At 64.3% G+C, this 13256-nt stretch carries 7 protein-coding genes; 2 read left to right on the top strand and 5 right to left on the bottom strand.

All coding sequences use genetic code 11. From position 1 onward, the window contains the following. Window positions 1-99: 99 nt before the first annotated feature. The 3 genes from FXY94_RS02425 to FXY94_RS02435 form a co-directional block, all read right to left on the bottom strand. Window positions 100-705, bottom strand: coding sequence for a hypothetical protein (locus FXY94_RS02425; protein WP_016663426.1), 606 nt, complete (start codon window positions 703-705; stop codon window positions 100-102). A gap of 609 nt (window positions 706-1314) precedes the next feature. Continuing rightward, window positions 1315-6873, bottom strand: a complete 5559-nt coding sequence (locus tag FXY94_RS02430) for a S8 family serine peptidase (protein ID WP_016663427.1) — start codon at window positions 6871-6873, stop codon at window positions 1315-1317. A 254-nt stretch (window positions 6874-7127) separates the two neighbouring features. Beyond that, window positions 7128-7991: a hypothetical protein gene (locus tag FXY94_RS02435; RefSeq protein WP_016663428.1), complete on the bottom strand. Its 864-nt coding sequence runs from the start codon at window positions 7989-7991 to the stop codon at window positions 7128-7130. Window positions 7992-8083: 92 nt separating this feature from the next. Between FXY94_RS02435 and FXY94_RS02440 the strand changes: the two genes are divergently transcribed. Then, window positions 8084-8578 (top strand): hypothetical protein, encoded by a 495-nt coding sequence (locus FXY94_RS02440; protein WP_016663429.1) that lies wholly within the window; start codon window positions 8084-8086, stop codon window positions 8576-8578. A 90-nt stretch (window positions 8579-8668) separates the two neighbouring features. Further along, window positions 8669-9808, top strand: a complete 1140-nt coding sequence (locus tag FXY94_RS02445; protein ID WP_232049680.1) for a methyltransferase domain-containing protein — start codon at window positions 8669-8671, stop codon at window positions 9806-9808. Here the strand turns inward: FXY94_RS02445 and glpK are convergent. Continuing rightward, window positions 9805-11355 (bottom strand): glycerol kinase GlpK, encoded by a 1551-nt coding sequence (gene glpK / locus FXY94_RS02450; protein ID WP_016663431.1) that lies wholly within the window; start codon window positions 11353-11355, stop codon window positions 9805-9807. The two genes, FXY94_RS02445 and glpK, sit on opposite strands and share 4 nt — an antisense overlap. Window positions 11356-11426: 71 nt before the next feature. Then, window positions 11427-13154 (bottom strand): glycerol-3-phosphate dehydrogenase/oxidase, encoded by a 1728-nt coding sequence (locus FXY94_RS02455; protein WP_016663432.1) that lies wholly within the window; start codon window positions 13152-13154, stop codon window positions 11427-11429. Between the last annotated feature and the right edge of the window lie 102 nt (window positions 13155-13256).

A 13256-nucleotide genomic window follows, 5' to 3' on the forward strand; every position in this document is an offset into this window, starting at 1 on the left:
TTCGGCCGTATCCCGGGGCGCGCAGCGTGAGTATCGAGGTATCAAGCAAGCGCCCCGAGACTGTAAGGGAGCGAAAAAGTTCGGGTAATCCTCACCTGATCACGCTTGATCCGCGACGAGGCGCGCGCTGAGGCCATCGGGGGCGAATTCAACGTGTGAGGACAGATCCTCAACCGATTCGAGAACGGTGAACGTCGAGCGCTTCGATGCCGCAACCGCACGCCACACATCCTCCGCCGGTTCGCTTGCCTCGGGGCTGAGAGCAGCGATCGCGCGCGCAACGGTATCCACGTATTCATCGAGGCTCGTCGCTAGCAGATGCATGTCGAGTTCCTCGTCGATCCACCACACGCCGCCCGGGATGCCCTCATCATTGAGCGTGAGAATCACGGCATCGTCGACGGTCTCGAAGAGGGGATAGTACGACGTCGGCTCGCCCAGCAACGTGAAGGGGCCAAGATCCGTGCGGTCCTCGGCCAGAAGGTTCAGCTCAAACTCCTCCCCCACGCGTGCCCCCGCCATTTCATCGGCGAGATCTTTGAGGGCGGGGGGAACATCGGCCCCGGATTCTTCGGGGTCGATCGGTTCAGCGAGGCCATTCGAGGAGGCAACTGCGACGGCAAGCCGCTCGAGTGCCGCCCGCATTTTCGAGGTGTCGACGTCGGTGGTGGGAGTGGGCCAGTCAAGTTTTACGGGCTGATTCACGTGCATCCTCCTCGGGGCGCCAGGCCATGTGTAAAGGTTTCGTGAGGAACCACGGCAATCGTACCGTGACCTCAGCCACGATTCCCAGACTCTAGCTCGGCAAAATGCATCACTACCAGCACAAACGCTGACCTCGCGAGCGCTCCTTGCAGGAACGCCGCGGCGCTCCCAGCGATTTGCTAGGCCAAGCACAGCGCCCGGGAAGAAAGAGGCGGTTATATGTAATCACGCGTTAGCGGCGTACCGATTCTTTGAGGAGAGGATCCGTACATCAGGCCCTAGCGCGGGGGAAAGGGATACGGCGCCGGCTCGTGGGGACGAGCCGGCGCCCTCTTTATGCGCTGACGCCGTGGGGTACCAGCAACCTCGGCCCAGCCTCGCACGGTTCGCCGCCAAACGGGCATGACTCGTCGCCGAAAACTGCACCCAACGTTTGCGGCTGAATTCGAGCGCAAACCACCACATATGTTGGGGTTAGTTTCCTAGACGGGAGAGGAGTGGGTCGAGGGGCCACGGGTCGACAGGAGACCCCGAGCGGGCCGAGGCAAGCCAAGGGGCCACCCGCGAACGGATTCGCAGGCGGCCCCTCGTCACAGGCGTCAACCGCCCCTATGGCCGCTGGTCGCGCCGACGCGTCGTCATCAGCATCGCGCCCGCAGCCACGAGCGCTCCGCCAACGAGCATGAGCCCTGCTACTTCGGCACCCGTGCGCGGCATGAAGGCCGAAGCACCCTTCGCCTTACCGCGACTTGGATTCTTGCCACGCTGGCTGCCGGCAACCGTCGGACCTTCGCCCTCACCGCTACCGCTGGAACCCGAGGTCGCCGAAGGCGAACCGCCCGGCTTCTCGGGGTTCGCGGAAGCATCGCCGCGGCCACCGGAGTCACCCGAGCTGCCCTTCGGGCCGGGCTTCGCGGGGGCGACGATTTCCTTGCCGTCATCGCCGCCGTCGGTGCGGGCCGGCTCGACCACGCGATACGTCCCCTGCGAGGAGCCCACCCAGGTGAGCATGCCATCGGCCCAGGTCGAGCCGATCGGCTCCTCGGTGCCGTCCTCGCGCACGAGCATGACCGCCGAACCCTCGGGCACGGGCAGCGTGAAAGTCGCCTCGAGTGGGCCGAACGCGTTCGACACGGCGATCGTGTGCACGCCGTTGTCGCTCGCGATGTCAGCGGTGAGCGAGTCGTCGCTGCGGAAGGTCGACGTGGCGCTCAGGTCACCCGCGCGCAGGGTCACCTGCTCAAGGTCGATCGTGACCTTGACGCTCCGCACCACCTGGCGTCCGGCGGCATCGGTCGCGACGAGCACGACGGAATTCTCGCCGGCAGTGAGGACCGTGCCCTCGCGCAGGGCAAGGGTCGTCGTCTCGCCCTTCGCCACGGTGCCATCGGCAAGCACGGCACCGTCATCCGAAACCGAGTAAGCCTCGAGGACGCGCTCGGCAAGCGCCTCATCGTCCGCAAGGTCCTTCCGGTTCACGGTGAGGGAGAGCGCGTCCTCGCCTTCGATCACGGGTTCCGCATCGACGTCGAACGTCCGCGCCCCGGTCTGCTCGTTGCCGGCGAGGTCGGCGCTCGCCGCGGTCACGGTGTAGCGACCCGCGGGAAGGCTCGATGTGTCGAGCTCGCCGGACAGGCTCGTCGTGTCGGGAACAGCAAGCGTGCCCTCTGCGGTCACGTCTTCGCTCGAGCTCGAGGTGGCCGCTTCGTGTGCGGGAGCCTCGCCACCATCGACGGATTCGGCCTGGGACGCCGAGTCCTTGCCAGGATCAATCTCGTCGACGTCCACGAGGACGTTCTCGACGGTCACCTTTTCCGTGTCGAGCGTGACGCTCTCGTTGACGAATTCGCGCGAGAGAGTGCCGTCGGCCGTCACACCAGCAAAGCGCGCATTGAGGCTCGCGAGATGCGGATCCGTAGCGCTCACGGTGAGGGTGCGGCCGTCGGTAATGCGCTCGCCATCGCCAACGGTCTCGATCGCCACCTCGGGCGCGACCTTGTCAACGATCACGGGGATCGCGGCGACCCTCGTGTTGCCGATCGAATCGGAGAAGGTCACGAGGATCGTGTCGCCATCGGCGACCGCAACCGTCTCGGAGAATTCACGGCGGTTGGCCTCGGGGCCGATCGCGTTCGGAACGTGGATGTCCACGGCTTGCTGGTTATTGACGCGGAGGCCATAGCCCCAACCGTCATCCTCCGCGGTTCCCGCAAACGTTGCCTCGTCCTTGTTCGTGAAGAGGGTGCCGTTCACGAGGTTCGGGCTGTCGAAGCGCACGGTCGGTGCGTTGACGTCGAACCAGATGTTGAGGATCTGGCGACCCTTCACCTCGCCTTCGGGGTTCGTCACGACGTATTCGTAGTGGTTCTCTCCGGTGGCGATGGGAACCTTCGCGGTGAAGGTACCGTCCTCGCCGACGGTTGCCGTGATGGGCTCGAGGCTACCGATGTGCTCGCCTTCGGCGCGCGCACCGGGGGTGAGGGTCACGGTCGAGCCGGGCTGACCGCCCTTGCCGCGCAGGGTGTAGGTCGAGCCGTCTTCACTCAGGTCGCCAGATTCGGGCGACACGAGGCACAGCGCGAATCCCTGGAGGCACTCGAGGTTCTCAAACTCGGGAGTCGGGGTGGCTTTGGAGCCTTTGACGCGCCCCGAGATCTCCACGACGAGGTAGGTGAAGTTGGCGTTGTCGCCTGCCTGAAGCACGAAGAGCGGTTCCTCTTCTTCCACCGAGGAGGTCGTCACCTCGAACGAACCATCGGGTTCAGCACCCACGAAGTCCCAGTTCACACCGGCCCACAGGCCGCCCTTCTTCGCGCCAGGGTTGGAAGGTTCGGGGTCCTTGATGGTGCCCTTGATCGTGATCGACCCGTCCTCGTTCGGGATGATGCGGCCGTCCTCGTCGAGGTTCGAGGCAGAGATGTCCACCGAGGCCGGTTGAGCATCGTAGTAGAACGTGAGGGTTTCGGAATCGATCTCTTCGCCGGCCTCGTTGAAGGCGCGGGCCGTGATCGAGTTTTCCGCATCGGGCTTCACATCAACGAGCGCCGTGAAGCCGCCGCCCGTGATGTCGTAGCTCTTGCCTTCGACCTCGACCTTTGCCACCTGGCTCGTCACGGTTCCGCTCAACTGGAACTTTCCGTCCACGTACGCGTCGGAGGCATTTCCGAACACGAATTCGGGGTCGTTGTAGGTCTTCGTGTTGAGAAGCACGAGCGGGTCATCATCAACGAGGACCTTGCGGAACTCCACCTTGTTGTAGGCGTTGTCGGAAGCGATGAACCACAGGTACTTCGAGGCTTGGGCGTCCTTGACCGTAACGGTGTAGGTACCGTCACCGTTGGCCTTGACCGGGAGGCCCTCCCCCGTGGCATCGATGACGGACAGGGACGGGTTGGCACCCGAGAGTTTGTCGTCGATCGTGATCGTGATGGTGCCGTTTTCAAGCTCGCCAACGCTCACTTCGGGTGGCGTGACATCGATGCCGAAGGGCATATCGACCGTCTGCCAGTCGAAGTCTTCCGAGAGCCGCGACTTCACACGGTAGATGTAGCGGCCTTCGGGGACGTTCACGAATTCGCCCTTGGCCGGATCCCACATGCGGCCGTCGAATGTGCCGCCATTGATGAGGGTCGAGCCTTCGGGAGCGAGTTTGTTCTTGACCTCGAGCACGTCGCCCGCGATGGTGCGGGGAACACTGTGCGTGGCGCCGAGGTCAACGAGCGGTTCCCCATCCTCCGTGAGCACATTGAACTCGACGTCGGCGGCGTTACGCATCATGGCGAGCGCCGCGCTGGCTTCGTCGCGCGTACCGTCGCCATTCGGCGAGAGCCAACCACCCTCGGGCAGGGTGCTCGGGTATGGGCTGCCAAATAGATCGAGTGTCGTGGAAAGACCCGTGACCTCGCTCTTCACGCCGAGGGCGTCCCAACCATGACCCTGCTCAGCGACGATGGGTTCGGCATTCCAATCTCCAACGAAACCGAAGTACGGCACGGAAAGGGTGGGCGCGTTTTCGGAGTGAAGCACCGCGTACCCCTCAATGAAGTGGTCTCCGGCGCTCAGGTCGGGCTTGAGGGTGAAGGTCACGTTCGCGGTGCCGTTTGCGGGAACGGTCACGGATTTTTCCGACGCCTGCAGGCTCTCGTGGGAGACCACGCTCGTCGTCTTTTCCCCCTTGGCATTCGTTTCGTTGAGCACAGTCTGCGCGGGGATGTCGTAGGTGACCGCCTCGCCCGAGTGGTTCGTGAGACTCACCGTGAACTCGCGAACGGAGTTGACCTCTTTGAGCTCGACGGCCGGCTCGCCGTCGACGGTCGCGTACACGTTCGTATCGAGGGCGTTGTGCATCTGGGCGAGACCTGCGCCGACCTGACGCGGCGGCGCAACGTGCTCGCCGTTCTTCACGGGAATCGCCGTGTTCATGAGTGCCGTGCGGGCACGGGCAAGCCGCTCTGGCCCACTGAGGTCGGGGTAGCGTTCGGCGTAGTTCTCAAGGAGCAGCGCGGACATGCCCGAGATATTCGGGGCCGCCATGGATGTTCCGGACTTCGTGCCGTACTTGTTGTCGTTGAGCGTCGAGTAGACGCTTCCGCCAATGCCGGCGATCTCGGGTTCAAACTCGAGATTGGGGGTCGTGCCCCACGAGGAGAACGTCGAGGCCTGAGCAGCGGTGGGGTTCGCCTCCGAACCAATCTCGTTTGTGAGGCGGATCGTCACGGGCGTATCGCCGGCCTTTGCGATCGCATCGCGAATGGCAACGCCCGTCGAGCGCTTGAGGGAACCGCCGATGATCGTGAAGTCTTCGATGCCGGCCATCCCAGCGAAGGCTTCGCCGCCCTCTTGGGAGTTGAACACGAGCACGCCGGCTGCGCCGTGGTCCATCGCGCGCTGGAATTTCTCGGTGAAGGAGATTTCGCCGCGTTCGATGAGGGCGATCTTCCCGCTCAGATCGGTGCCGTCCGGGTAGTCCTCTTTCTTGCCTCGACCGAGAAAAGCAACCTCGTAAGGCTTGTTCGTCGCTTCGCCGATCTGGAGCTGGTAGCCGAAAGGATGGTCTTCCCCGTCGTTGTAGAAGCCGCGGGGTGTCGAGACGACGTTGTTGTCAACCGAAGCGACCGTAAGGGCATTGCCCTGGATGCCGGGGGTGCCAACGGTGCCGTCGTCGAGCTTGCCGAGGGCGTCGTCGGTTCCACCCGTTTCGGAAAAGTTGAGCCCGTCGTTGCCGGAGGAGATGACGGCGAGTACACCCATCTCTTCAGCCTTCTTGAGGGCGAGGTTCGAGCCGTCGGAGTCCCACTTGACGCCATTGGTGGATCCGAGGGAGAGGTTGATGACGTCGGCCTTAAGTTTGACGGCATCCTCGATTGCGGCGATGAGGTCGGAGTCGGAGGCGTAGGGGTTTGCGCCGTTAGAGAAGACCTTCAACGAGAGGATCTGGGCGTTCGGGGCGACGCCCTCGAGCCCGCCTTTCTTGCCGTCGGGGGCGTTGGCGGCGACGATTCCGGCGACGTGCATGCCGTGCTGGCTCGTCGTTGTATCCCAGAATTCGTAGTTTTCGTCGGCGTAGTTGTAGCCCTCGGGGATTTTCTTCGTGAACTTGCCGTTCGGATTCACCGTGTCGATTTTCGTATCGACGCCGTCGTCGATGCGCATGTCTTCGTGGGTGGGGTCGACGCCCGAGTCGATGACGGCGACGACCATCCCGGAGCCGTCAACGCCATAGTCATCGAAGGCTTTGGAGACCTGCTGCATTTCGCGAGCCTCGTATTCGGTCCGCTCGTACTGGCGCTCGCGACGCACGGAGTCGACCGCCGGTTCAGCCTGGAGCTTCGCCATGTTGGCCGCGGGCATCGTTGCCGAGAAGCCGTTGACGAGGAAGCCGAACTGACGGTCGACCTCGATGCCGTAGGTTTTGCTCCACGAGTTGATGAGGCGAATCTGTTCGCGCAGGTTCCGGCTTTCGCCGTTTTTGGAAGGCGAGCCAGGCTGGCTCTTGAGAGTCACGAGGACGGCGACCCGGTCTTTGCTGGAGTTGGACTCGACGTGCGCCGGGTCCTTAGGGGGCTCGTTGCCGTGCGGCTGTGCGGCCACGGGCGCGGCTGCGAGCGTGAGCGCCGTGAGCGCTGCGACGCATGCTGCGGCGGCGCGCTTGAGTACTGGGATTCCCACCCGACACCTCTTCGGTAGTGACGATCCCGCGCCACGGATGTGACGCGCAGCCCAATTAAGGGTTGCGGTCGATCATAAGCATGTAACGCGCAACACGCAGCCGAATCTCAGAATGTGTACAAAATGGGTTCAGGGAATCTGTACCCAACATTTGCGGCGGAATGGGCTCGAACACCGCCGCAAACGTTGGGGTTAGTTTTCTAGACCGCGAACGAGAGGGCTGGCCTGAGGTCAAGAACCCGCCCAAGCCGAGGTCAGGGTTCCGACGGTGCCTCGCGAATATCGATCCCAAAGACCCGTTTCACCTGGGCCGTCACGAGTTGCGGGTGGCGTCGGTCGCTCGGGGTCGAGGCCCATGGGGCGAACAATCCCGGAAGATCGGGGTGGGTGATTTTGCCGTGGGTCGCTCCCGAAGTGGTGACCACGAAACCATGCTCCTCGAGCCGGCGTTTGAGCGCGGCGCGATCGCCGGGGTGGCGCGTGCCCTTCTTTTTGCGGTTACTCGGGCCCGCAAAATCCGCGGGGTCGAACGAGTCCACCTCCTCGGGTCGAACCGAGAGGGCGTAGGCCGTGGGAAACGCGCCAATCACGTGGTTGTCGGCGCGTCTGACTTGCACGGTCCAGTCGCCGCGCTGGAAGTGGTCGCTCGCGCCGTTGTCGCTCGTCCACGCGTCCTCGGGGTCAGCGACGGTGAGCACGATGATGTCGTGAGTGATGCGCGCGAAACTCGCCCCCGAGACCGTGCGAACTTCGTCTTCGTGAACGGTCAGCGGGCGGGTGAAGGGCCGCGGGTCGGTGGGATTGAGCGTGACGACGGTACCTGCGGGAGGCGCACCGAAGCCTCGATCGATGTCGAGACTCTCCGCTTCATTCGCCTTTTCACGCGCGGCCTTCGCGGCAGCCTTAGCCTCGCGCTGGTCCTCGCGCTGTTCTTCGCGCCGTTTTTCGGCTTCAGCGAGGAGATCCGCGAGGTCCTCGCCCGCCGCCCTGCGCCGCGCGAGCTCGGGGAGAGCGCCGTAGTCGACCTGGCGCACCTCGCGTTTGACGCGCGTACGCCCCGCGAGGGCCGCGGGGCTCGGTGCACCTAGGCGGGGAGTTTCTCGCGGTGAATCTGCCATGTCCCCCACCGTACCGCGGTGAGACGCCCACCTCGCACGGAGCCGATGCGGTTAATCTGGTGGTCGTCTCATTTCACCCTAGGAGGACATTCGTGCGTGTTTCCACCTCGCTGCGGGCACTGGCAGCATGCGGCTGCCTCACCCTCGCTCTTGCTGGCTGCGGCTCCCCCAATGAGCCGCAATCCTCCCCGTCTGCGACGCGCGCAGCGGCAGCGAGCGACGGTGGCGGCCCGAGCGTCGTGATCAATGAGTCCGAAGGCGACGGGGATGCGCCACCCGTACCCGAGATCACCGCCGGAGGCCTCGATCATTCGGAACTCGGCGATTCCTGCAGCGACGAGGGCATGGTGAAGATCCCGCTGCACGGCGCCCCCGATCCGGCGCTCGAAGGCTTCAACGGCTCGTTCACGTACAACGGCTGGAAGGAAAACGGCGGCTCCTCGGAAGCGACGTTCACGGTCAACCAGGGCGGCGGCAAGCAGCAGTTCGGCCCCCTCCAGGTCGGGGACCAGTTCGAACTCGGTGGCGCGCTCTACTCCGTCACGAGCATTTGCAAAGATAACGCCCAGCTCGACGTCATCGGCTAACCGATGTCCGCTTTCGCGCACCCGCGAATCGACCCCGAAAGCGGGATCTGCGAGTACTATTCTGCCGGGCAATGCGAATCGTGCAGCCTCATGCGCACCCCGCACGATGCCCAGGTACGTGAGGCACGGGACCGTCTTCACTCTCTTCTCGCCCACGCGATGACCCCCGCCACCGTGTGGGAAGAGCCGCTCGTGAGCGCACCGTGGGGGTTTCGCACGAAGGCGAAGATGATGGTGCGTGGCACGGCTAACGCTCCGGTTTTCTCGTTCCCGGGCACGCATGAGGGCGTCGATCTCGCCGACTGCCCCCTCTACCCCGCGCTCGTCACCGACGTGCTTGAAAGCGCCCGCGCGCTCATTCGCCGCGCCCAGGTCCCGCCCTACAACCTCGACAAACGCCGCGGCGAGATCAAGTACGTGCTCGTCACCGCCACCCAGACCGAAGCCATGGTGCGCCTCGTCCTGCGCAGCACCTCGGCGCTCGAGAGGATCCGCGAACACCTCGCGCTCCTTGACCCTCGCGTGAGCGTCGTGAGTGCTAACATCCACCCCGAGCACGAGGCCCTCCTCGAGGGCGCCGAGGAGATTCACCTCGCGGGCGAAAAGCAGCTGCGCATGCCGCTCGGAGGGATCGACGTCGACGTGCTCCCCCGCTCCTTCACGCAAACGAACACCGCCGTCGCAAGCGAGCTCTATGCCCAGGTCGCGCGGTGGATTCTTGACGCGGGCGCTCACACGGCGTGGGACCTCTACTGCGGCGTGGGTGGCTTCGCCCTCAGCATCGCCCACGAGGCCCGCGCCCGCGGCGCGCACATGGACGTCACGGGAATCGAAATCACGAATGAGGCGATCGAAAGCGCACGTGGCTCGGCGAAGCGGCACGGTTTCGCGGGCGCCGTCGGACCCCTCACCACACCCGAACCAAGCGTTCGCGCGCACTTCGACACCGCTGACGCAACCGAGTGGGCGAGGCACCAGCCAAACCTGCCCGAAGCGGTCGTCGTCAACCCACCGAGGCGCGGCATCGGCGATGCACTCGCCACTGTCCTCAACAGCTCGGGGGTTCACACCATCGCGTATTCGAGCTGCAACCCGGAAACACTCGCCGCGGACCTCGCGCGCATGCCGAACTACCGCATCGCACGCGTACGGCTCATAGACATGTTTCCGCACAGCGCGCACAACGAGGCCCTCGTACTGCTGACACGCGCCACTGCGGGGGAACGTTAGCCCTCGTTATCGAAGGCTTCCTCGACGTCCTCATCGACCCAGTCGAAGGTGCGCTCGACTGCCTTGCGCCACAATCGCATGCTGCGCTCGCGCGTCTTGTCGTCCATCGACGGGCTCCAGCGCATGTCCTCTTCCCAGTATTTCTCGAGGTCGTCGGTCGAATCCCAGAAACCAACGGCGAGGCCGGCGGCATAGGCGGCACCGAGCGCCGTTGTCTCGATGATCTTCGGGCGAATCACGTCCACGCCGAGGATGTCGGCCTGGAACTGCATGAGGGTCTCATTCACGGTCATGCCGCCGTCAACGCGCAGCTCCTTGAGCGGCACCTTGGCATCCTCATTCATCGCGTCGATTAGCTCGGCGCTCTGGTAGGCCGTGGCCTCGAGAACGGCACGCGCGATGTGATGCTTGTTGACGTAGCGGGTGAGGCCCACGATCGCCCCGCGAGCATCGTCCTTCCAGTAAGGGGCGAACAGACCCGAGAACGCGGGCACGACGAAGCAGCCGCCCGAATCGTCGACCTTTGTCGCGAGTTCTTCGACCTCTTTCGCGCTCGAGATAAGCCCGATGCTGTCGCGGATCCACTGCACGAGCGAGCCGGTCACGGCGACCGATCCCTCGAGGGCGTAGACCGGGTCGGCGTCGCCGAGCTTGTAGAGCACGGTCGTGAGCAGGCCGTTATCCGAGGAAAGCGCCTCGTTCCCGGTGTTCACGAGGAGGAAGTTACCCGTGCCGTACGTGTTCTTCGCGGTGCCCTTCTCAAAGCATGCCTGGCCGAACGTCGCCGCCTGCTGGTCGCCGAGGATGCCCGCGATCGGCACATTCGTGAGCAGGCCGCGCTTGCGGCCCTTCCCGTATACCTCGGACGACGAGCGGATCTCGGGCAGCATCGACATGGGGATTCCCATCTCGCGCGCAATATCTTCGTCCCAGTCGAGCGTGTGCACGTTCATGAGGAGGGTTCGCGAGGCATTCGTGACATCGGTGACGTGCACGCCGCCCTTCGTTCCGCCCGTCATGTGCCACAAAAGCCACGTGTCGATCGTGCCGAAGAGCAGATCGCCCGCCTCGGCTTTCTCGCGCGCGCTCTCGACGTGGTCGAGAATCCACTTGACCTTCGGGCCCGCGAAATACGTCGTGAGCGGTAGGCCGGTGACCTCTTTGAATCGGTTCACGCCCTCCTCGCCCGCGAGCTCGTGCACGATTCGCGCCGTGCGCGTGTCTTGCCACACGATCGCGTTATACACGGGCTTGCCGGTGTTTTTATCCCACACGACCGCGGTCTCGCGCTGGTTCGTGATGCCGACGGCTGCCAGGTCATCCCGGTTCACTTCAGCCCTGTTCAGTGCGAGCGCGATGACCTCACGGGTGTTGCTCCAGATTTCCATCGGATCATGCTCGACCCACCCTGAGCGCGGGAAGATTTGCTTGTGCTCGAGCTGGGCCTGCGACACCGCGTGGCCTTCATGGTCGAACACCATCGCGCGTGAGCTGGTTGTGCCCTGGTCGACTGCGAGGATGTATTTCTGCTCTGAGGTCTCTGGCATGAGCGGTCCTTTCGGCTCCCGCGGGCACCGCTGCCCGCGCTTGATCGTGGGTGCGCTTTCACGCGCGGTGGTCAGCGTGCGGGGATTTCGCGCACGTTCTCGAGGAGGGCGGCGGCATCGGCATCGCTCGTCGTGTGCTCCGCCTCGAGGCGCGCGGCAATGAACGTCGAGTAGGCCTCGATCTCGGCCTCGCGCCGCGCCTCGTCCCAGCCGAGTTCGTCCGCGAGGATCCCCGCGACCTCGCGAGCAGCGCTCACGCCACGATCGCGCGTCTCGTAGTCGAGACGCGTGCGGCGCATGAGGGCATCGGCGAGGTGAAGCACGCCCTCGCTGCGCGCGGCGTACACGATTTCGGCACGGAGGTAGCGAGGCGCGTCCTTGAGCGGTGTCGCGAGCTCGGGGTTCTCGTCCATGAGGTCAAAAATGTCCTCGAGCAACGAGCCGTAGCGGAAGAGCAAGCGTTCGAGGCGCACCTCGTCGATTCCGTACTTCCCCGCGAGCGCGGTTGCACGCACCCGCATCTCCTCGTAGCCGGCGCCACCGATGACGGGGATGTCGCGAGTTTTGGTCTTCGGGGCATCGGAATCCCCGCGAAGGGCGAAGTCGACGACGTCCTCGGCCATGACGCGGTAGGTCGTGTACTTGCCACCGGCGATCGCGCTCAGGCCCGGTTCGACCTCCATCACCGTGTGTTCGCGCGACACCTTCGTCGAGGCGCCGTCGGACTTTTTCACGGGCTGAAGAAGGGGGCGCAAGCCTGCGTAGACGCCGATGACGTCCTCGCGCGTGAGCGGGCGGCGAAGCACGTCGTTGGCCTTTTCGAGTACGTAGTCGATGTCGCTGCTCGTCGCAGTGGGCACCGAGACGTCTTCTTTCCACGGGGTGTCGGTCGTGCCGATCAGCCAGTATTCGTCCCACGGGATGATGAACAGCACCGATTTCTCGGTTTGCGTGATGATGCCCGTATTGTCTTTCGCCTCGATCGCCTCGCGCGGCACCGTGATGTGGATGCCTTTCGAGGCGAGCACCTGAAGGCCTGAATCGGCGCCGGCGCGATCCTGTTCTTCACCGGTCCACACGCCGCCGGCAAGAATGACCTCGCGCGCGTGCACCTCGTATTCGTTGCCGGTCTCGAGGTCCGTGATGGCAGCGCCCACAACGCGACCACCGTCTTTGAGGTAGCGCGTGACCTTCGTGTAGTTCGCGGCGGCGGCGCCGAGGTTCACGGCGGAGCGCACGAGCATCGCGACGAAGCGCGCGTCATCCATGCGGGAATCGTAGAACTCGATCGCCCCCGAGTTCTTTTCGGGGTCGAGTCCCGCGAAATCCTTCGCGAGGCCCTTGGAAAAGACGTGCTTGTGGATCGGGACCTCGCGGTGGCCGATCTGCATCGCGTCGTAGAGGGCGATGCCCGAGCCAATGAACCCGCGCTCGAAAACGTTCTTCATGGGGAACATGAAGCTGATGGGCTTCACGAGGTGCGGGGCAGTCTTTGAGATGAGCAGGTCGCGCTCGCGAAGGGCTTCGGCGACGAGCGTGAAGTCGAGCATCTGCAGGTAGCGGAGGCCGCCGTGCATGAGCTTGGACGAGCGCGAGCTCGTGCCGCTCGCCCAGTCGTTCATTTCGACAACGCCGACGCTAAGCCCGCGGGTCGCGGCATCGAATGCGGCGCCAGCGCCGTTCACGCCACCACCAACGATGAAGATATCGAGTGGCTTTTCGGCGCTCGTCGAGGCGAGCCTTTCGAGATGCGCGGCGCGAGTGGTGGAGTTAAGTGCGGAACGGGCGGATGCGGACATAACACTTCCTTCGTGAGTGTGCTCGGTTCGCCGTTGAACCACGTCTATCAAGCTCAGTGAGGCTAACACCGGCACATCATCGTTCACGGTGAGTGACCGATC

The sequence above is a fragment of the Dermabacter jinjuensis genome, assembly GCF_902381725.1.
Taxonomy (GTDB): domain Bacteria; phylum Actinomycetota; class Actinomycetes; order Actinomycetales; family Dermabacteraceae; genus Dermabacter; species Dermabacter hominis.